Below are 20,635 nucleotides of genomic sequence, written 5' to 3'. Positions count from 1 at the left end.
GCCTAGATGCCGCGCATGCGCAGCACGTGCAGGGCCAGGGTGAGGTTGAGCCGCAGGTGGGGGTCGTCGGTGAAGTTGCCGAGCAGGCGTTCCAGCTTCCCGATCCGGTAGCGCAGCGTGTTGTAGTGGAAGTGCAGCCGGCGGGCGGTCTCGGCGACGTTGAGGTTGGTCTCCAGGAGCACCTGCAGCGTGCGCCGCAGGTCGGCGTTCTCGGCGTCCTCGTCCCAGGCCAGCGGGCCCAGCGTCTCGCGGACGAACGCGTGCAGCTCGCCGGTGTCGTTCACCAGCGACAGCAGCCGGTAGACGCCGAGCTGGTCGAAGTGCGCGACCGCGCCCGGCCCGTGCAGCTGCCGGCCCACCCGGGCCGCCTTCATCGCCTGCGCGTACGCCTCCGGCAGCGTCCCGGCCCCCGGGCTCGGCCGCGAGGTGCCGGTCGAGAACGTCGCGGGCGGCACGTCGGCGAACGCCGAGGCGGCGTCCTTGGCCACCCTGGCGGCGTCGAGCGAGGCGTCCACGACGGCGACGACCTCGTGCGAGAACCCGGCCACCGCGCCGCGCGGGTCGTGCCGCCGCACGGCCGCCGTCCAGCAGGACACCAGCCGGTCCTGGGCGCTGCGCTCGTCGCCGTCGGGGTCGAGCTCGGCCACCAGCACGATCACCGGCCGGGCCAGGTCCCAGCCGAACGCCCTGGCCCTGGCGTCGACCCGCTCGGGCGTGCCGGCCCGGCCGGTGAGCACGTCGCGCAGGAAGTCGGCCCGGTACTTGCTCTCGACCGCGTTGACCGCCTCCTGCCGGGTCACGACCAGCGCGGCGACGGTGGCGGCGCGTTCGAGGATGCCGATGTCGCTGTCCCTGATCGCGCCGGTGGCGCTGTAGGCGACGATCCGGCCGTGGTGGTGGCCGCCGGCCAGCACGGGGGCCGAGGCGAACGTCCTGCCGCGGCCCGGCGCGTCGGCGGCCCGCGCGGGCGGCGGCCCCTCGCGGGAGATCGACTCGCGCAGGGCGGCGACGTGCTCGGCCGCCCCGGCGGTGGCCAGGACCTGGCCGGAGCCGTCCACGGCGGCCACGGCCACGTCGAGGAGCTGGGCCACCTCGGCGGCGACCTCGTTCAGCCCGCCGCCGGCCAGCACCACGTGGACCAGCGCCCGGTGCGCCTCCTCGGCGCGGGCCAGCACGGCGGCCTGGCGGTTGAGTATGTCGGTGAGCACCTGGTTGAGGATGTCGTCGAAGCCGACGTCGTTGGGCAGCAGGATGAGCGGGAAGCCGAGCCGGTCGGCCTGTTCGGTCATCTCGGCGGGCAGCTCGTCCACGTACCGGCCGAGTTTGATGGCCAGGGCGGCCAGGCCGCGCTCGTCCAGGTCGGCGACCAGGCGGCCGAGCGACTGCGGCGTGTTGCGCAGCGGGTAGCCGGTGGTCAGCAGCAGCTCGTGCGGCTTGACCCAGGCCAGGATGTCGGGCACCTCCATGACGTTGAGCCGCTGCACGATGCGCCCGAGCCCGCTCTCCCCCGCGATCAGCCTGGCCTCGGCCAGGGTCGAGACGCCGAGCACCTCTCCGACCGAGACGCCATGGATGATCGTTCCGGTGCTGGCCAGACGCACAGGGGGCTCCATGTGGTGATTGTGACTCCACAGACGGTCTGTCAGGAAGAGCCAACCTTCCCGCTGACTGTTGGCAAATTTCTCCGTACGGAGGGTTCTCCGGCCGTTCTACGGTCAGGACCAGGGTCCGATGGGAGGTTCGGTGACCGTCAGTACTCATGCACGGCGTGCCCGGGTCCGCGTGACGGGCGCGGCGAGCACCGCCGTGCGTCCCGTGCTGGAGGCGCCGCGCAGCCCGGCCCGGGTGCTCGCGGCGTTCTCCGCGGGGATATACCTGGAGGTCAGGACCGACTGCGAGCCTTCGGTGATCGCCCTGATAACCGGCGAGGCGGCCCGGCTGCCCAACTCGGTGTTGCTGGCCACGCCGCTGCCGAAGGTCACCGTGGGTGACGACGCCTCCGTCGGCGACCGCGGCATCGAGCTGGGCTCGCTGAGCCTCGGCGTGCGCCGCTGGTGGGACCCGGCTCCGGCGCTCGGCCCGGTCGACCCGCTGAGCCTGGCCGACGTCGTCCTGGACGGCCCCGGACGGCCCGGCCTGGCCGGGAACGACGCGGTCGAGCTGCTGGCGCGCAGTTGCGCGCAGGCCCGGCTGCTGGGCGCGGTGACGGCGGCGGAACGGCTCGTGGGCCTCGGTCCCGGGCTCACGCCGAGCGGCGACGACGTGCTGGCCGGGCTGCTGGTGACGCTGAGGCACCTCGGCACGGCGACCGGCACGCGGCGGGCGGTCTGGCTGGCCGACTGGCTGGCGGCGACCGTCACCTACGACGCGCGCACCCGTACGACGCCGATCTCGGCGACGTTGCTGCACTGCGCGGCCAGGGGCGAGGCCAGCCCGGAGGTGACCGGCGTGCTGCGCGGCATCGCGGGCAGGCAGGCGCTGGAACCGGCGCTGCGGCGCCTGCACCGGCTCGGCCACACCTCGGGCGCCGACCTCGCCCAGGGCATCTCGATCGGGCTGGCCTCGGTCCGGGCGTTGAGCGGCCGCCCGTGAGCGACGACCTGATCCAGCTGAGAATAGGGACGTACCACGATTCCGTCACCTTGATGCGAATAAGTCGTGCGCTGACCGAAATGCCGGGTGTGGAGGTGGCGATGGTGGCCATGGCCACCGAGCTCAACCTCGCCATCGTCCGCGACCTCGGCTTCGAGCCCCCGCCCGCGGGCCCCGGCGACCTGCTCATCGCCCTGCGCGGCGCCGACCCCGCGCGGGCCGTCGAGGAGCTGGACGCCCGCCTGACCGCGCGGGCAGCCACCACCACCGCGGCCACGGTGTCCGGGGAGCAGCCGCCGCTCACCACCCGCTCGGCCGCCAGGACGCCGGCCGACCTGGTCCTGGTGTCCGTGCCCGGCGAGCACGCCTTCTGCGAGGCCTTCGACGCCGTCACGGCCGGGCTGCCGGTGATGATCTTCAGCGACGGCGTGCCCTTGGCCCAGGAGCGGTGGCTCAAGGAGCTGGCCGAGGAGCGCGGCGTCCTGGTCATGGGGCCCGACTGCGGCACCGCCTCGATCGCGGGCGTCGGGCTCGGCTTCGCCAACGTGCTGCGGCCGGGGCCGGTCGGCCTGGTCGCCGCCTCCGGCACCGGTGCCCAGCAGGTGTCCTGCCTGCTCGACTGGGCGGAGGCCGGGGTCAGCCACATCCTCGGCGTGGGGGGCAGGGACCTGTCGGCCGAGGTCGGCGGGCTGGCCACGAGGCGCGCCCTGCGGCTGCTCGACGACGATCCGGCCACCGAGCTGATCGTGCTGGTCGGCAAGCCGCCCGGCCCGGGCGTGGCGGAGGCCGTCCGGGAGGTGGCCGCCGGGTTGCGCACGCCGGTGGTGGAGGCGGTGCTGCCGGAGACCGACCTCACCGAGGCGGCCGGGCGGGCGCTGCGGGCGCTGGGCCGCGGCGTGCCCGGGTGGCCGTCGTGGCCGGGCGCGCTGCGCGGGGAGCCGCGGAGCGTCAGGGGCCTGTACGCGGGCGGCACGCTGTGCGCGGAGGCCGCCGTCCTGGCCGGGCCTGGCGAGTTCACCGACTTCGGGGACGACGCCTACACCAGGGGCAGGGCGCATCCGATGATCGATCCGACGCTGCGCCTGGAGGCCCTGTCGCGGGCCGGGGCGGACGAGGTGGTGCTCATGGACGTCGTGCTCGGCCACGCCGCCGACCCCGACCCGGCGGCCTCGCTCGCGCCGGCCGTCGCCCGTACGCCGGCCACCGTCGTGGTGGCGCTGGTCGGCAGCGCGGGCGACCCCCAGGACCTGCACCGGCAGGCCGCCGCGCTGCGCGAGGCCGGGGCGGCCGTGCACGTCTCCAACGCCGAGGCCGCCCGCCACGCCCGGAGCCTCCTGTGACCCCGCCCGCCGTGCCCTCGTTCGCCGTTCGCCGCCTTGCCGGGAGGGTGTCGTGAGCCTGTTGTCGGGGCCGCCGCGGGTGATCACCGTCGGCGCGGGGCTGCTCGACGAGGCGCTGGCGGCCCAGGCCGTGCCGACGACGCCGGTGACCTGGCGGCCGCCGCTGCCCGGCACCGCCGACGCCCTGGCCAGGGTGCTGGCCGACCCGCGCAGGACGGCCGCCAACGAGCTGGCCGTGCGCAGGCTGACCGGCGCGCGGCCGTACCTGGTGGGCCTGCGGCGGGCCGCCGAGGTGCTGCCCGCGGGGACGTTCCTGCACGCCGGGCCGCCGATCGAGTGGGACCGCGCCTCGGGCCCGATGCGCGGCGCGCTGATCGGCGCGATGTTGCTGGAGGGCCTGGCGGGCGACGAGCGCGAGGCCGCGGCCGGGCTGGCGGCGGGCGCGGTCGCGCTGCGGCCCTGCCACGAGCACGCCATGGTCGGCCCGATGGCGGGCGTGGTGAGCCCGTCCATGTGGCTGCTGGAGGTACGCGACGAGGAGCACGGCGGCACCGCCTACTGCTCGCTCAACGAGGGCCTGGGCAAGGTGCTCAGGTACGGCGCGTACGGCCCGGAGGTGCTCGACCGGCTGCGCTGGATGGACGAGGTGCTCGGCCCGGTCCTCGCCGCGACGCTGGCCCGTACCGGCCCGATCGACCTGCGCTCGCTGATCGCGCAGGCCCTGCAGATGGGCGACGAGCTGCACAACCGCAACCGCGCGGCCACCTCGCTGCTGCTGCGCGAGCTGGCCCCGGCCCTCGTGGAGGCCGCGCCCGCGCAGGCGGCGCAGGTGTTGCGCTTCGTCAACGGCAACGACCACTTCTTCCTCAACGCGGGCATGGCCGCGGGCAAGGTGAGCACGGACGCCGCCCGCGACATCCCCGGCTCCTCGCTGGTCGTGGCCATGGCCAGGAACGGCACCGACTTCGGCGTGCAGGTCTCCGGGCTCGGCGGACGCTGGTTCACCGGCCCGGCCGGGGTGCCGGACGGCCTCTACCTCGGCGCGTACGGCCCCCAGGACGCCAACCCCGACATCGGCGACTCCACGATCACCGAGACCTCCGGGCTGGGCGGCTTCGCGATGGCCGCCGCGCCCGCGATCGTGCGTTTCGTCGGCGGCGAGGTGGCCGACGCGGTGCGGGCGACCCGCTCGATGTACGAGATCACGCTCGCCGAGCATCCCGCGTACCAGATTCCCGGGCTCGGATTCCGCGGCACGCCCGTCGGCATCGACGTGACGCTCGTCGCCAGGACGGGCATTCTGCCGGTCGTCAACACCGGCATCGCGGGGCGCGTGGCGGGCACCGGCCAGGTCGGCGCGGGCCTGGTGGAGCCGCCCGCACAGGCGTTCACCAGCGCCTTGATCGCACTCGCCGCTGAGTAAGTGATCAGTTTGAAAAGCCGTATATCTGCAGGTCAGAGCGGCTGTAAAGGCTCTTCGCCTTCCATTACCGATTTTCCGCCGATATCGTGGCGAACCTCATAATCTGCAAGTAGCGCATGGCGCACGGTGGCGCGTACGGCGATCCACCGCACGAAGTGGTCACGCTCTGATGTGACGGATGAGGCTGAATGGGGGCGGCAAGATGGCAGCCGACCGCTTGCTCGGCGGGCCCGGCCCGGACCAGGGTGCGCCGGGGGGTGACCCGCAGGGCCAGGGGCGTCTGGTCGGCAGGCGCTACCGGTTGATGTCGCCGGTCGGCCGGGGCGGCATGGGCATGGTGTGGCACGCCCACGACGTGCTGCTCGACCGGGACGTCGCGGTCAAGGAGCTGATCCTGCCGTACGGGCTGGATCAGGCGGGCAAGCAGATGGCCCACCGGCGCATGCTGCGCGAGGCCAGGTCGGCGGCCCGGCTGACGCATCCGGGCATCGTCACCGTCCACGACGTCGTCGAGGAGGACGGCCGGCCGTGGATCGTGATGGAGCTGGTCCGCGCCTGGTCGCTGGAGCAGGCCGTGCGGCAGAGCGGCCCGCTGCCGGTGATCCAGGCCGCCGAGATCGGCATCCGCGTGCTCGACGCGCTCCGGCACGCGCACGCCGCCGGCATCCTGCACCGCGACATCAAGCCGGGCAACGTGCTGCTGACCTCCGACCGCGTGGTGCTGACCGACTTCGGCATCGCCGCCATCGAGGGCGACGTGACGATCACGCAGACCGGGCTGCTCATGGGCTCCCCCGCGTACGTGCCGCCGGAGCGGCTGTCCGGGCAGCCGATCGGGCAGCCGGCCGACCTGTGGTCCTTCGGCGCGACCCTGTACGCGGCCGTGGAGGGGCGGCCGCCGTACGAAGGGCCGGACGCGATCGCGGTGCTGGGCGCGGTGCTCACCCAGGAGCCGATCAGGCCGCAGCGGGCCGGCTCGCTGCTGCCGGTGATCGAGGGCCTGCTGCGCAAGAACCCGGCCGAGCGGCTCACCGCCGAGCAGGTCGCCGACCTGCTGGAGGCGGTGCTGCGCGCCCACGGATCGACCCGTCCGCGCCCGCCCGAGACGCTGCCGGCCGAGTCGGGCCAGACCCCGCTCGGGATGTTGCCGCCGCTGGAGCACCCGTCCGGGCCGATGCCCTCGCGCATCGTGGAGACCCCTTCCGGGCCGGTGCGGGTGCCGTACGACCCGCTGGCCGGCCCGGCGGGCGGGTACGCGATGCCGCCCGACGACAGCCTGTCGAGCCCGTCGGGCAGCCATCGCACCGACCGGCTCCCCTCCCCGGCCGGCGGCTTCGACGCCTTCGGCGGCCCGTCCGGCCCGCACCGGATGGAACGGCCCGCCGCGGACCTCGACGACCTCGACGACCTCGGCGCGCCCGTCGCGCCCGCGCCGCAGCCGATCCTGCCGCTGACCACGGACAGCAGGGCGGCCGCCGTCCCGGCGCCGTGGCCGCTGGCCTCGGCCGACGAACTGCGCGAGCACTCGCGCGACCTGTCGCACGACTTCAGCCACAGCCGCCTGGCGACCCTGCCCGGCTCCGGCGCCGGGTCGCGCACCGGCCCGTCGGCCACCGGCTCCACCCGGACCGGCGCGGCGCGCACCGGCTCCACCCGGACCGGCCCCTCGCGCGGCGGTCCTTCGCGGGCGGGCACGAGCCGCCGCAGGGTCCAGGAGGGCGACGGCCCCTGGATGCGCGGCGGGCGGCCCACGCCGTTGCTGATCGCCGGCGCGGTCGCGGGCGTGGCCGTGGTGATCGGCGCGATCGTGGTCATCCTGTCCGGCGGCGCGCCGCAGGTCTCCCCCGGCACGCAGACGGCCGCCGCCACCAGCCAGGCGCCGCGGAAGACCGGGCCGTCGCCGGTGCCCGACGGCTACAAGGAGCACACGGCGCCCGGCTTCGCCGCGGCGGTCCCGGACGGCTGGAAGCCGGCCACCTCGGGGGACGCGGCCACCTTCACCGGCCCCAAGGACTCCGGCTCGCGGATCGTCGTCGAGCAGGCCGCCCCGCAGGCCGACGGGCTCGCCGAGCTGAGCCGGCGCGAGGCCGACGGCGGTGTGGAGGGCTACATCCAGGTGCAGCTCCAGGCCACCGACTACCGTGGCTGGAAGGCCGCCGACTGGGAGTACACCTACACCTCCAAGGACGGCGTCCCGATGCACGCCCTGACCCGGTACGTCACGCTCGACGACAAGACCGCCTTCACGATCTCGTTCGACATGCCCGAGCTGAAGTGGGACGACCAGGCCGAGGTCCGCAAGACGTTCCTGGACACGTTCCGCCAGACCACCTGACCCATATTGCACTGATCATTCCAAAACGTGCTAGCGTGCTTGTCATGGCACGACCACGGACGTTCGAGGAGGACCGCGCCGTCGAGGCCGCCATGCGCGCGTTCTGGGACGCGGGCTACGAAGGCACTTCGACCCAGGACCTGTGCGAGGCCACCGGCCTCGGCCGCAGCAGCATCTACAACACCTTCGCGAACAAGCGCGACCTCTACGAGCGGGCGCTGCGCCGCTACCAGGAGGAGCGCACGTCCGCGCTGATCGAGCTGATGGCCTCCGATCTGCCCGCCGTGGAGAAGATCAGGACCGTGCTCTGGCAGGCGGTCGACCCCGAGGCCGGCGACCCGGCCGGCTGCCTGGTGGTCAACGCCCTGGTGGAGCTGGCTCCGCACGATCCGGAGATCGCCGTCCTGCTGCGCCGCGACGGCGAGCGGCGGGTGGAGGCGCTGCGCGGCGCGATCGAGCGCGGCCAGGCACTCGGCGAGATCGACGCGAGCAAGGACGCCCTGGCGCTCGCGCACTTCGTCGTGGCCACGGTCAGCGGCCTGCGCGTCGCGGCCCGGGGCGGGGCCGGGCGGGCGGTGCTCGAATCCATCGCGACGACGGCGCTGACCGCTTTCTGAGCTTTCCTGCGCCCCGGCTCTCTTTCGTGCCCTAATTTTGTACTGACCGTTCTAAAATTGGAGGAGTTCTCATGCCGTTGGCGGTGTTCATCCTGGGGCTGGCGATCTTCGCCCAGGGCACCTCGGAGCTCATGCTGGCCGGACTGCTGCCGGAGATGGCCGCCGACCTCGGCGTGTCCGTCCCCGACGCGGGGCTGCTGATCTCGGCGTTCGCGATCGGGATGCTGGTGGGAGCGCCGGTGCTGGCCGTCGTGACCATGCGCTGGCCGCGCCGGACGGCGCTGCTGACGTTCATGGCGGTCTTCGCGCTGACCCACGTGGCCGGGGCCCTGACCAGCAGCTACGGCCTGCTGTTCGCCACCCGCGTGGCGGGCGCGTTCGTCTACGCCGGCTTCTGGGCGGTCGCGGCGTCCACGGCGGTCGGCCTGGTGCCGCCGAACGCCAGGGGGAAGGCGATGAGCATCGTGGCGGGCGGCCTGACCGTGGCCACCGTCGTCGGGCTGTCCCTGGGCACGGTCATCGGCCAGCACCTCGGCTGGCGCGCCGCGTTCTGGGCCGTGGCCGCGCTGTCGGCGCTGGCGGCCCTGGGCGTGCTGGCCACGATCCCCGGCGGCCGTCCCGAGCGGGAGGTCGCGCCGGGCGTCGCCGCGCAGCTGCGCTCGATGCTGAGCCCGCGGCTGTGGCTGGCCTTCGCCACCACCGCCCTGGCGACCGGCGGGCTGCTGGTGTCCTTCAGCTACCTGAGCGCGATGCTCGTGGACACGACCGGCCTGCGGGCCGCCTGGGTGCCCGCCGTCCTGGCGCTGTACGGCGTCGGCGCGGTGATCGGCATCACGATCGGCGGGCGCACCGCCGACACGCGCCCCTTCCCGACCCTGTACGCGGGCATCGCCGGGCTGGTCGTGACCTCGGTCCTGCTGGCCCTGGCCGCGCCGGTCGCGGTGCTGGCCGTGCCGCTGGTCCTGCTGCTCGGCGGGTTCGGCTTCGCCACCAACCCGACGCTCAACACCCGCGTCTTCACCCTGGCCAAGGACGCCCCCACGCTGGCCGCCGCGATGAACGTCTGCGCCTTCAACGTCGGCATCACCGTCGGCCCGTGGCTGGGCGGGCTGGCCATCGGGGCGGGCGCCGGATACCCGTCCGTCGGCTGGATCGGCGCGGTGCTCGGCGCGGCGGCCCTGGGCGTGGTGGCCCTGTCGGCCCGTCCGGGCCGGGAGCCGGTCGCCGCGGCCCACCGGGCCGAAGCCGTCCCGAGGCCGTGAGGTACGGTCCTGGCCATGGAACTGGCGAGCATCCACTTCTATCCCGTCAAGTCCACCGCCGGACACGACGTCCATGAGGCCGAGGTGCAGCCGTGGGGGCTGGCCGGCGACCGGCGTTACCTGGTGACCGACGGCCAGGGCGGCATGCTGACCGCCCGCGAGCACCCCAGGCTGCTGGCCTGCGTGGCGCAGCTCGACGGCGACACCCTCACCCTGACCGGCCCGCACGCGCCCCCGCTGCGGGTCACCCCCACGTCCGCCATGACCACCGTGGACGTCTGGCGCACGCCCGTCGAGCTCACCGACTGCGGCGACGACGCGGCGCGCTGGTTGTCGGAGCTGATCGGCCGCCCGGCGCGGCTGGCCTGGCTCGACGACCCGGCCCGCCGTCCCGTCAACCCCGAGTACGGCCTGCCCGGCGACCGGGTGAGCCTGGCCGACGGCTACCCCCTGCTGCTGACCACGACCGCCTCCCTCGGCCGGCTCAACGACTGGATCGCCGAGACGGCGGCCGAACGCGGCGAGGAGGTCCCCGCCCCGCTGCCCATGCACCGCTTCCGGCCCAGCGTGGTGATCGACGGGGCGGAGCGGCCGTTCGCCGAGGACGAGTGGCGGCGGCTGCGCATCGGCGCGGTCGCCTTCCGGGTGACCAAGGGCTGCGACCGCTGCGTGCTGACCACGATCGACACCGCGACGTACACCAAGGGCAAGGAGCCCATCAGGACGTTGTCCCGCCACCGCAAGTGGGACGGCAAGGTCTGGTTCGGCATCAACCTGATCCCGGACGCCCCCGGCAGGATCACCGTGGGGGATTCCGTCACCATCCTCTGAAAAAGGCACCTTTCCCAAGAGAAATGGATGCCTGTCCTCTTTGGGGGGATGTCGGGGGCTATGCGAGACTTCACAGGTGACCAGCGCCCCCACGAAACCCCCCGTCTCCCGGCCTGACCTCGTCAGGGTCCAGCGTCGAACCTTGGCCGTCCTGTCCGCCGCGCAGATCGTGGGCGGCGTGGGGGTGGCCGTCGGGCTGGCGCTCAGCTCGGTGGTCGTGGACGAGCTGTCCGGCTCGACCGTGATCAGCGGGTTCGCCGGAACCGCGACCGTGCTCGGGGCGGCGCTGCTCGCGCTGCCGACCGCGCGGCTGTCGACCCTGGGGGGCCGCCGGGCCGGCCTGTCCCTGACCTACCTGGCGGCGCTGGCCGGCTGCGCGATCTCGGTGGCCGCGATCAGCCTGGGCAACTGGCCGCTGCTGCTGGCCGGGCTCGTGCTGGTCGGCGGCGGCAGCGCGGGCAGCCTGGCGGCCCGCTACTCGGCCACCGACCTGTCGCCGCAGGGTCACTCGGCCCGGCACCTGTCGCTGGTGGTGTGGGCCTCGACCGTCGGCTCGGTCGCCGGGCCCAACCTGGCCGAGCCCGCCGACCGGATGGGCATCGAGGCGGGGCTGGCGGCCAAGGCGGGGCCGTTCGCGTTCGCGGCGCTGGCGTTCGCCGTGGCGCTGGTGATCATCATCGGCGGCCTGCGTCCGGACCCGCTCAAGCTGGCCCGCGAGCTGGACGGCGCCCCCGAGCCCGCCCCCGGCCGCCACCGCACGATCAGGACGGGCCTGCGCACGCTGCGCGAGACCCCCATGGCCCGCCGCGCGCTCGTCATGATCGCGGTGGCCCACACCGCGATGGTCTCGATCATGTCGATGACCCCCGTCAAGCTCCACCACGACGGCTCGAACCTGAACGTCATCGGCCTGGTGATCAGCCTGCACATCGCCGGCATGTACATGTTCTCGCCGGTCGTGGGATGGCTGGCCGACCGGGCGGGCAAGGTGCCGGTGCTGCTGCTCGGCTCGGCGCTGCTGCTGGCCGCGGCCGTTCTGGCGGGCACGGCGGGGCACCGGGTGTGGCAGGTGACGACGGCCCTGGTCGTGCTCGGGCTCGGCTGGTCGTGCGGGCTGGTCGCCGGGTCTGCGCTGGTGACCGAGTCGCTGCCGATCGACCGCAGGCCCGCCGTGCAGGGCCTGTCCGACCTGCTGATGAACGTCTGCGGCGCCACCGGGACGATCATCGCAGGCGCCATCGTGGGCATCCTGTCCTACGGCGTGCTCGGCCTGGTCGTCGGCGTCATGGTCACCGTGGCCGGGCTCTGGCTGGCCGCGGCCCGGTACCGCGACCGCGCCGCGGCGGCCTGAACGGTCACTTGGCGTCGGCGTAGCACCCCACGGCGACCGTCTCCATCGGGAAGCGCACCGGGGTCGAGCCGAACAGCAGCCTGCTGGCCTCGGCCGCCGCCGCCGTCACCGCCGCGGTGACCTCCTCGGCCTGCTCCAGCGGGCAGTGCACCATGACCTCGTCGTGCTGGAAGAACACCAGCCTGGCGGGCTCGGGCAGCAGCCCGCGCAGCACCGCCAGCAACGCCAGGGCCCATTCGGCCGCCGTGCCCTGCACCACGAAGTTCCTGGTGAACCTGCCCCGGTCGCGGGCCGCCCGGCCGCCCTCCGGGCCGGACACCAGCTCCTTCCATCGCCCGGACGGCGGCGGGCTGGTCCGCCCGAGCCACGACCGCACCAGCCGCCCCTCCTCCCCGGCCTTGGCCGCGTCCTCCACGAACTGGTACGCCTTGGGAAAGCGCTGGCGCATGACGGCCAGCAGCTTGGAGGCGTCGCCGCTGGTGCCGCCGTACATGGCGGACAGCATGGCGATCTTGGCGTTCCCGCGCTCGCCGCCGAACGACTGGGCCAGCGCCGAGTACAGGTCGATCTCCCCCGCCGCCCTGGCCAGCCCGCCGTCGCCGGCCATCGCGGCCAGCACCCTCGGCTCCAGCTGGGCCGCGTCGGCGACGACCAGCGTCCATCCCGCGTCGGCCACCACGACCCGGCGCATCACCTTGGGGATCTGCAGCGCGCCGCCGCCGCTGGTCGCCCACCGGCCGGACACCACGCCGCCGACGACGTACTCGGGGCGGAAGCGCCCGCCGCGCACCCACTGGTCGGCCCACGCCCAGCCGTGGAAGCTGTGGAGCCGGGCCAGCTCCTTGTAGGCCAGCAGCGGCGCGACGGCGGGATGGTCGATCTTCTTCAGCTCCCACGACCGGGTCGTCCGCAGCGCCACCCCGGCCCCCTTGAACGCCTTGACCAGCTGCTGCACCGAGTCGGGGTTGACCGGCCGCCCGAAGGCCGCCGCCACCTCGTCGGCCAGCGCCTGCAGCTTGGCCGGGCGCATGCCGTGCACGGGCCGCGGGCCGAGCAGGTCCGTGAGCAGCGCGTCGTGCACGTCCAGGCGCCAGGGCATGCCCTCGTGCGACATCTCGGCCGCGACCAGGGCGCCCGCGGACTCGGCGGCGACCAGCAGCCGGAAGCGGCCGGGCTCGGGCAGTTCCTCGATCCGGCGGAGCTGGTCGGCCAGCACCTCGGCCACCGCCTCGGCGGACAGCGGCTCCGGCGCGAACAGCGTGCCGGGCACGCTCGGCTGGTCGTCGGGCACCGGCAGGCCGTGCAGCCGGGCGTGGGCGGCCCGCGCCGAGCGCGGCTCGCCGTAGCGGCCCTCGTGGGCGAGCAGCAGCCCCTCGGTGAGCGCGAGGTCGTGGCAGCGCGCGACCCGCACGCCGCGTTCCAGCAGCGGCGGGTACGTCTCCCGCGTGTCGGCCCAGACCCACCGCGGCCCGCTCCCGGACTCCAGCTCCCGCACCGCGGACGCCGGGTCGGCCGCGCGCCGGGCCGTTCCTCCGACGGGAAGCACCGTCTCCCCCGCTACCACGACATACACGCACATAAGGGTGCCAAACAGCTACGACAAATCGATGTGCACCTCGTCCTCCAGCGGCGGCCGGAGCTCCTGCTCCAGGCAGCCGGTGGCGGCGAAACAGCGCAGGGTCAGCCGGTCGGGCGTGACCGACACGTGCAGGAACTGCTTGAAGAACGGCGGCTGGTCCCAGTCGGACAGCTCCGACAGGAAGCGGTGGAACACCTTGTCCACCGGCAGCCTGAACGGCCACGGCCAGGCCCCGAGCAGCCGCGCCGCCCAGCGCATCCGCCGGGTGACCGTGACCGGCCCCCCGACCGGCCGGGCCGGGCGGTTGCCGATCTGGCTGGACATGATGCACACGGCCTCGTCGGGGGTGAGGCAGAGCCACTTCATCCGCAGGCGGCGGGCGTAGAGCTGGCTGTAGAAGGACAGCGAGTCGCCGCGCAGCGGGTAGCACTTGAAGTCGTCCTCGGCCACGCCGGCGACGTCCACCCTGCCGATGATGTGGGTGGCGTGCATGAAGGCGCCGCCGCCGCCGGTCACGATGTACTGGATCACCCGGTCGCCCACCTTGACCGGATAGCGCTGGTAGTTGTGCACGTCTCCGCCGATGGCCGCGACGTACCGGTGGGCCGGGTCGCGCACGATGTCATCGATCGTGCCGCCTTCCTCCAGCGGTGACGGCTTGTGCACGTTGCCGGTGTAGATGGGCTTCCCGGTCACCAGGATCTTCGGCCGCGGGTCGAGCGAGACGCGGCGCAACCAGGCCGTCTGGGCCCTGTCGATCACGTTCTTGATGCCGGTGTCCACGCCCACGATCAGCAGGCTGTCGCTCTCGATCGCCCAGTACGGCGCCGGCTGCGCGGCCTGCTGGGCCGGCCGGCCGCGCAGCTTGCGCGCCTCGGCCAGCCTGCCCTCGTCGATCGTCTCCGGCTTGCGCCACAGCAGGCCACGCAGCCCGCGGTCCGGCGTCGGCTTGAGCGGCGGGGCGTCGCAGAAGACCCGCATGAAGCCGCCGAGCCCGTCGTACCAGTCGTGGTTGCCGGGGATCGCGTAGATCGGTGCGTCGTAGTCCTTGTACGGGCGGAAGAACTTGTCCCCGTACTCGTTGCCCGACCCCGTCGGGTAGATGACGTCGCTGGCGATGACGGCGAACGAGGTGTCCTGCCCGAGCCTGAGCATCCCGGGGACGACGGCGTACTGGGAGGCGTCGCCCTCGCCGGTGTCGCCCAGAATCAGGAAATTGAAATTTCCCCCGACGCCGGGCTTGATACGAAATTCCGGATCTATCCCGCGGGCTTCCTGTGCCGCGATCCACCGTTTCCGCACCTCCCCCGAAGGGTCGCCGAACAAGCTCGCCAGGATCTCGTTCCTGGACAACCAGAGCGTGCGTAAATTCAGCCAGGTGAATCCGCCCTTGTCCGGTCTGAGCTGGGCGAACGTCCCCGGTTCCGCGCAGGACCAGCCGGCCCCGGCCTTCGACACCCGTGACGAATGCTGCTTCCCGCGCTCGGCCGCGACTTCCACCATGACCACATCTTTACCGGCATCCACCATTCGCGCACACTCCACGCTCCGTACTCCCGGGAACACAGATGGTGCGGCATGGTGTAACCTCACGTCCCCAAGCAAGCCCTTGGGACGCGGAGGTGGGCTGCCATGAACCGGAACGGCCCGGACGACGCGACCCGGACGGGCAGCCCCGACGCGGCCTCCGTGCAGGCGTTACTCGCCTACGCGCTCACCCTCCCCCGGCGGGGCGGCCGGGGCGTCGACCGGGCGCTGGAGGCCGTCGCCCAGAGCCGGGCGCTGGCCGCCCGCTCCCCCGCCGAGCACACCGGCCTGCTGGCCCACTGCCTGCGCACCACGGCCCGGCTGCTGCTCGACCGCTCCCGCGCCACCGAGGCGCTGCCCATGGCGCAGGAGGCGGTGGCGCTCAGCCGCGGGCTGGACGGCGGCCACCTCGCGGTCTCCCTCTACCGGCTGGCCGAGGCGTACGAGGCCCTCCACCGCTACAGCGACGCCGCCGAGACGCTGGCCGAGGCCGATCAGATCCCCGGCGGCGACTGAGGGACCAGCACCCCCGGGTTGAGGATCCCGGCCGGGTCCAGCCGCTCCTTGACGGCCTGGAGCACGCCCACGCCCAGCGGGCCCAGCTCCGCGCCGTAGGCGTCCCGGTGGTCGCGGCCCACCCCGTGGTGGTGCGAGATCGTCCCGCCGGCCTCGACGATCGCCGCGTTCACCGCCTCCTTGGCCCGCTGCCACTGCTCGACCGGGTCGTCCTGCTGCGGGGTCACGACGGTGAAGTACAGCGAGGCGCCGGTCTCGTACACGTGCGAGACGTGGCACATGACCAGTGGCGAGCCGAGCGCGCCGAGCAGGGCCAGCCGGACGGCGTCGCACAGGCGCGGCAGGTTCGACCAGAAGCCGGCCGTCTCCAGGGTCTCCACGGTGGCGCCCGCGCCGAGCAGCGAGTCGCGCAGGTACGGCGCGGAGAAGCGGCCGTGCTCCCACGCCTGGCCAGGCTCGGGCCCCAGCGGCTCGCCGCCGTGCCGGGCCAGGACCGCGGCGGCCGCGGCGTGCCGGTGGCCGATCCAGTCGCCCTCGACGCCGAGGATCACCAGGCAGCCGGAGCCGCCGCCGCCGATCGCGTCCGGCCGGGCCAGGCCGATCATGGTCTCGGTCTCGTCGGAGAGCCGCAGCACGGTCGGCAGCGGGCCTTCCTGGGCGAGTGCCCGCACGGCGGCCGTCCCCGCTCGGAACGACTCGAACCGCCAGCCCTCGTAGCGGCGCTCGGCCGGCCGCCTGCGCACCCGCAGCCGCAACGACGTGATGACGCCGAACGCCCCCTCCGAGCCCAGGACGAGCTGGCGCAGGTCGGGCCCGGCCGCGGACTTGGGCGCGCGGCCCAGCTCCAGCGTCCCGGACGGCGTCGCCAGAGTGAGGCCGACGACCATGTCGTCGAAGCGCCCGTACCCGGCCGAGGCCTGGCCGCTGGAGCGGGCCGCGGCGAAGCCGCCGAGCGTGGCGTACTCGAAGGACTGGGGGAAGTGCCCCAGCGTGAGGCCGTGCTCGGCGAGCAGCCGCTCGGCCTCGGGGGCGCGCACGCCCGGCTCGAAGTCGGCCACCATCGACTCGGCGTCGACCGAGCGCAGCCGGTCGAGCCTGCCCAGGTCGAGCGCGATCACGCCGGTGAAGCCGGCTCGCGCGGCCACGAGCCCGCCGACGACCGAGGTGCCGCCGCCGAACGGCACGACCGCGATCCGCTCGGCCGCGCACAGCCGCAGCAGCTCGGCCACCTCCTCGTGCGAGCCGGGCAGCACGACCGCGTCGGGGGCGTCGGAGCCGTCTCCCGCGCGCATCCGCAGCAGGTCGGGCGTGGACTTGCCGCGCGTGTGCCGCAGCCTGGCCTCGTGGGAGGTCAGCACGTGCGCGGGCCCGGTGACGGCCGCGAGCGCGGCCAGCGCCGGCTCGGGCAGCGCGACCGGCGGCAGCCGGACCTCGTCGATGGCCGCGGCCGGAGTGTCGGGCGCGCGCACGCCGAGCAGGTCGTGCAGCAGCTTGCGGATCTGTTCGGGCAGCTCGCGGGCCTTGGCGGGGTCGCCCCAGCCACACCACGACATGGGTTCACCGGTCACGCATACACTGTGACACATGACGTCGAACCGTCACAATGAGGCTGTGCTGGACGCGGCCCGCGCGTGCGTCCTGGCCTACGGCGTGCGCAGGACCACGCTCACGGACGTGGCCAGGCGGGCGGGCGTGTCGCGCATGACGATCTACCGCCGCTGGCCGGACGTGCGCTCGCTGGTCGCCGACCTGATGACGCGGGAGTGGGTCGCGGTCGTGTCGGGGCTCGACCTGTGCGATCCGGTGCCCGCGATCGTGGCGGGCGTACGGGGACTGCGCGGGCACCCGCTGTGGCGCAAGATCGTCGAGGCGGACCCGGAGCTGCTGCTGCCGTACCTGCTGGACCGGCGGGGGGCGAGCCACGAAGCGGTGCTGGCCCTGCTGGAGCCGGCCGTCGGCGGGCCGGCCAGGGCGCGGGCCGTGCTGCTGGTGGCCCAGTCGTTCCTGCTGTCGGCCCCCACGATGCTCGACCCCGTGACGCTCGACGACCTGGACGCCGAACTCGCCGCCCTGCTGGAGGCCTACCTTGGATAGCTCGCTGAACGCCCGCAGAAGGTCGTACGAACTGGGCGTGGTCGCCGCGGAGCGGCTGGACGTGCTGGTGGTGGGGCTCGGCGCGACGGGAGCCGGCGCGGCCCTCGACGCCGCCTCCCGCGGGTTGAGCGTAGCGGCGGTCGACGCGCACGACCTGGCCTTCGGCACGTCGAGGTGGAGCTCCAAGATGGTCCACGGCGGGCTGCGCTACCTCGCCAAGGGCCAGGTGGACGTGGCCTACGAGAGCGCGGTCGAGCGCGGCATCCTGCTCAGGACGACGGCTCCGCACCTGGTCAAGGCCCATCCGTACCTGCTGCCGCTGACGCCGGCGGTCTCCCCGCGGCAGGCCGCCCTGGTGATGACCGGATACCGGCTCGGCGACGGGCTGCGGACCGCCGCGCGCACGCCGCGCCGCCTGCTGCCCGGCCCCACGCGGCTCGGCGCGGCGCGCGCCCACACGCTCGCGCCGGTGCTGGCGCGCGACGGCCTGCGCGGCGGCCTGCTGTCGTGGGACGGCCGGCTGCTCGACGACGCCCGCCTGGTCGTGGCGCTGGCCAGGAGCGCCGCCGGGCACGGCGCCCGCGTCCTGACCCGCTGCCGCGCCCTGCGGCTCACGGACGAGGGCGCCGAGATGCGCGACGAGCTGACCGGCGAGCGGTTCACCATCCGGGCCAGAGCCGTGGTCAACGCGACGGGCGTGTGGGCCGGGCAGCTCGACCCGGCGGTGCGGCTGCGGCCGTCCCGGGGCAGCCACCTGGTGCTGGACGCCGGGACGCTGCCGGGGCTGATCGCCGGCATGCACGTGCCCATTCCCGGAGAGAGCAACCGGTTCGCGCTCGTACTCCCCCAGGGCGACGGCCGCGTCTACGTCGGGCTGACCGACGAGCCGGTGGACGGGCCGGTGCCCGACGTCCCCGAGGTGCCCGCGGAGGACGTCACGGCGCTCCTGGAGGTGCTGAACGGCATCCTGGAGACTCCGGTGACCCCTGAGGCGGTCGCGGGCGCGTACGCGGGCCTGAGGCCGCTCCTGGCCGCGGACGGCCGCACGGCGGACCTCTCCCGCCGACACGCGGTCGTGTCGGACGGCGGCGTGGTCACGGTCGTCGGGGGCAAACTCACGACATACCGGCGAATGGCCGAGGACGCCATCGACCGGGCGGTCTCCCTCAAAGACCTCGACGCCGGACCCAGCCGGACGAAGCAGATCCCCCTGGCCGGCGCCGGCCCGCAGCCGGACGGGGTGCCGCCCCGGCTGGCCGAGCGGTACGGCAGCGAGGCTGCGGCGGCGTACGAGCTGGTCAAGGCCCACCCCGAAGAGGTCGGGCTCGGCCTGACCAAGGGCGACCTGCTCTGGTCGGTCCGGCACGAGGGCGCGCTCGACGAGGCCGACCTGCTGGACCGCAGGACCAGGATCGGCCTGGTCGCCGCCGACCGCGACCGGGCGCTGCCCGCGACACGCGACGTGCTCGGGATCGGGTGACCCCGGCCCCAAACCCGCCAGTGCGTTAGGTTATCCTTACCTAATTCGTCGGGAAGGGGGAGGCGTTGGCGAGGGGATGCGAGCATCCGGCGGGCTGCCACACGGGAGCCATGCCCACCCTGGCCAGCGCCACCGTGGGCGCCAGGCTCTGGCTGCTCGTCGAGTACGCCGGCCCGTGGCCGTCCCACCTGGAAAACTTGCAACTTCCTGAAGAAATCTCCGAACTCGTGCGCAGAGCGCTCGAACGCGGTATCAGGCCTCAGCTCATCAGGCGTCCCGGCAAGCGAACCCGCCAGCGGGAGCAGGGCATCCGTGTGCTATTGGCCTACGCCACGGGCGACCACCCCTGGTTGGCCAGTGGCGTCGTCGCAGGTCCGGACGATCTTGACCTGGACGCCTTCATGGCCGGAGTGCTCCCGGAGTCCTGCATACTTGAAGACGAGCCGGTATTTCTGGTCTGCACGCACGCCAAGCGCAATGCGTGCTGCGCCCGCATTGGACTACCCCTCGCTCGGTCCCTGGCCGAATCTTTGCCGGACAGAGTGTGGGAAACGTCACACGTTGGCGGCGATCGCTACGCCGCCAACCTCGTGTGCTTGCCACACGGAATTTTCTACGGCAGCATGTCTCAGGCTGCTGCACTGGCAGCGGCTAACGCGTACCGGTCGGGCGAGGTCATTCTCGACCGTCTCCGGGGGCGCGCAGGCATCCCTGAGCCATTGCAAGCCGTCGAGCATTTTGCCCGAGCCCATACGGGAGAGTGCTCCGTCGGCGCAGTGGCCGTGGAATCCTCCAGGTCGGACGGCGACGTCACCGAAGCAGTCGTGCGCTGCGGAGACGTCCGGTTCCAGGTTGTGGTTGAGCCATCGGCGTTCACAGCGCCGTGTGGTACGGCTTGCGCCGAGACGATCACCACCTACCGGCTGGTTTCGCTGGACAGGCTCACGCCTGTGCGGTACGCCACGCCCGCCCTCGCCTGACTAGGGAACATCACGGCCCGTCCTTGCGTTGGAACAGTGACGCCAAAAGCGTCCAATGCGGCTCAATTACCGAAATACCTCTCACGAAGGTGGTTTTCTCATGTCTCAGGTACGTCGGCAGCTCGCCCGCCCGCGCCCCAGCTGGGGTTGGCAGGATGATGCCGCGTGCCGGGGTGAGGATCTCGTGCTCTTCTTCGGCCCCGACGGGGAGCGGCAGCCCGAGCGTGACGTACGTGAGCGGAAGGCCAAGGCGATCTGCGCCGGGTGCCCTGTCCGCAACGAGTGCCTAGACTACGCGCTGTCCCGGCCGGAGAAGTACGGCACGTGGGGCGGTCTCAACGAGGACGAGCGCGCCAGCGAGCGTCGCCGTCGCATGCGCCGCGCCGCCAGCGCCGGCATCTCCGCCGCCTGACACACCTCGGCAGCATCAACGATCATCGCGTGATCACTCAGTTGTCCCGATGAACCGGAGCCTGGCCTTCCATGCCCAGGCTCTGGCGAACCCGGTCGGGGCAACTGCCTGATCAGGCCTGAGATCGTCATCCCGCACAAAGCATCGCCCGGCCACCCCCGCCCGACCCAGGGCAGGGGTGGCCGTCGCGTTTCCGGCCGTGCGCGCTTTCGTCCGGGGATGTACGCAGGTCACCGGGCTCGGGCGGACTGGCACCGATTCCTCCAGGAACATCGTTGGAGGTCGTCTGGTGTTCG

17 protein-coding genes are annotated in these 20,635 nt (G+C 73.5%); 13 read left to right on the top strand and 4 right to left on the bottom strand.

Going from position 1 to position 20,635, the window contains the following annotated elements:
* Nucleotides 1-2: 2 nt before the first annotated feature.
* Nucleotides 3-1,613, bottom strand: a complete 1,611-nt coding sequence (locus AB0J76_RS18460) for a PucR family transcriptional regulator ligand-binding domain-containing protein (protein WP_352322371.1) — start codon at nt 1,611-1,613, stop codon at nt 3-5.
* A gap of 130 nt (nt 1,614-1,743) precedes the next feature.
* On the opposite strand from AB0J76_RS18460, the gene AB0J76_RS18455 reads away from it, so the two are divergent.
* The 8 genes from AB0J76_RS18455 (at nt 1,744) to AB0J76_RS18420 (ending at nt 11,751) form a co-directional block, all read left to right on the top strand.
* Nucleotides 1,744-2,592 carry a DUF2877 domain-containing protein gene (locus AB0J76_RS18455; protein ID WP_352322369.1) on the top strand — a complete coding sequence of 283 codons (849 nt, stop codon included), beginning with the start codon at nt 1,744-1,746 and terminating at the stop codon, nt 2,590-2,592.
* Between the two features lie 80 nt (nt 2,593-2,672).
* Complete coding sequence (locus AB0J76_RS18450) at nt 2,673-3,932, top strand: FdrA family protein (RefSeq protein ID WP_352322367.1); 1,260 nt, start codon at nt 2,673-2,675, stop codon at nt 3,930-3,932.
* Nucleotides 3,933-3,984: 52 nt separating this feature from the next.
* Nucleotides 3,985-5,355 carry a DUF1116 domain-containing protein gene (locus AB0J76_RS18445; RefSeq protein WP_352322365.1) on the top strand — a complete coding sequence of 457 codons (1,371 nt, stop codon included), beginning with the start codon at nt 3,985-3,987 and terminating at the stop codon, nt 5,353-5,355.
* A gap of 202 nt (nt 5,356-5,557) precedes the next feature.
* On the top strand, nt 5,558-7,690 hold the full coding sequence (locus AB0J76_RS18440) for a protein kinase (protein ID WP_352322364.1): 2,133 nt from the start codon (nt 5,558-5,560) through the stop codon (nt 7,688-7,690).
* A gap of 44 nt (nt 7,691-7,734) precedes the next feature.
* Nucleotides 7,735-8,307: a TetR/AcrR family transcriptional regulator gene (locus AB0J76_RS18435; RefSeq protein WP_352322362.1), complete on the top strand. Its 573-nt coding sequence runs from the start codon at nt 7,735-7,737 to the stop codon at nt 8,305-8,307.
* A 71-nt stretch (nt 8,308-8,378) separates the two neighbouring features.
* A complete protein-coding gene (locus AB0J76_RS18430; RefSeq protein ID WP_352322360.1) occupies nt 8,379-9,569 on the top strand; it encodes a Cmx/CmrA family chloramphenicol efflux MFS transporter in 1,191 nt (396 codons plus the stop codon).
* Between the two features lie 15 nt (nt 9,570-9,584).
* Complete coding sequence (locus AB0J76_RS18425; RefSeq protein WP_352322358.1) at nt 9,585-10,400, top strand: MOSC N-terminal beta barrel domain-containing protein; 816 nt, start codon at nt 9,585-9,587, stop codon at nt 10,398-10,400.
* 142 nt (nt 10,401-10,542) lie between these two features.
* Nucleotides 10,543-11,751 carry an MFS transporter gene (locus tag AB0J76_RS18420; RefSeq protein ID WP_352322356.1) on the top strand — a complete coding sequence of 403 codons (1,209 nt, stop codon included), beginning with the start codon at nt 10,543-10,545 and terminating at the stop codon, nt 11,749-11,751.
* Between the two features lie 4 nt (nt 11,752-11,755).
* On the opposite strand, the gene AB0J76_RS18415 is transcribed toward AB0J76_RS18420, so the two are convergent.
* Nucleotides 11,756-13,330, bottom strand: a complete 1,575-nt coding sequence (locus AB0J76_RS18415) for a bifunctional 3'-5' exonuclease/DNA polymerase (RefSeq protein ID WP_352322354.1) — start codon at nt 13,328-13,330, stop codon at nt 11,756-11,758.
* Between the two features lie 15 nt (nt 13,331-13,345).
* Nucleotides 13,346-14,833, bottom strand: coding sequence for a metallophosphoesterase (locus tag AB0J76_RS18410; RefSeq protein ID WP_352322352.1), 1,488 nt, complete (start codon nt 14,831-14,833; stop codon nt 13,346-13,348).
* A 129-nt stretch (nt 14,834-14,962) separates the two neighbouring features.
* Between AB0J76_RS18410 and AB0J76_RS18405 the strand changes: the two genes are divergently transcribed.
* Nucleotides 14,963-15,373: a hypothetical protein gene (locus tag AB0J76_RS18405; protein WP_352322350.1), complete on the top strand. Its 411-nt coding sequence runs from the start codon at nt 14,963-14,965 to the stop codon at nt 15,371-15,373.
* On the opposite strand, the gene AB0J76_RS18400 is transcribed toward AB0J76_RS18405, so the two are convergent.
* Nucleotides 15,352-16,926: an FAD-binding oxidoreductase gene (locus AB0J76_RS18400; protein ID WP_364390143.1), complete on the bottom strand. Its 1,575-nt coding sequence runs from the start codon at nt 16,924-16,926 to the stop codon at nt 15,352-15,354. The genes AB0J76_RS18405 and AB0J76_RS18400 overlap by 22 nt on opposite strands.
* Nucleotides 16,927-16,957: 31 nt before the next feature.
* Between AB0J76_RS18400 and AB0J76_RS18395 the strand changes: the two genes are divergently transcribed.
* From AB0J76_RS18395 to AB0J76_RS18380, 4 genes are all read left to right on the top strand, one after another.
* Nucleotides 16,958-17,467: a helix-turn-helix domain-containing protein gene (locus AB0J76_RS18395; RefSeq protein ID WP_352327179.1), complete on the top strand. Its 510-nt coding sequence runs from the start codon at nt 16,958-16,960 to the stop codon at nt 17,465-17,467.
* On the top strand, nt 17,460-18,947 hold the full coding sequence (locus AB0J76_RS18390) for a glycerol-3-phosphate dehydrogenase/oxidase (RefSeq protein WP_352327180.1): 1,488 nt from the start codon (nt 17,460-17,462) through the stop codon (nt 18,945-18,947). Before AB0J76_RS18395 ends, AB0J76_RS18390 begins: the two co-directional genes overlap by 8 nt.
* Before the next feature lie 110 nt (nt 18,948-19,057).
* The gene (locus AB0J76_RS18385) at nt 19,058-19,927 is read left to right on the top strand and encodes a sucrase ferredoxin (RefSeq protein WP_352327181.1); all 870 of its coding nucleotides are present in this window, start codon (nt 19,058-19,060) and stop codon (nt 19,925-19,927) included.
* A 100-nt stretch (nt 19,928-20,027) separates the two neighbouring features.
* A complete protein-coding gene (locus AB0J76_RS18380; RefSeq protein WP_125634885.1) occupies nt 20,028-20,339 on the top strand; it encodes a WhiB family transcriptional regulator in 312 nt (103 codons plus the stop codon).
* Nucleotides 20,340-20,635: the final 296 nt, after the last annotated feature.

Origin of the sequence: Nonomuraea sp. NPDC049624, assembly GCF_040675255.1 — a bacterium.
Classification (GTDB): Bacteria; Actinomycetota; Actinomycetes; order Streptosporangiales; family Streptosporangiaceae; genus Nonomuraea.
The sequence above is the reverse complement of the archived record's forward strand: the minus strand, read 5'-3'. Positions and strand labels throughout refer to the sequence as shown.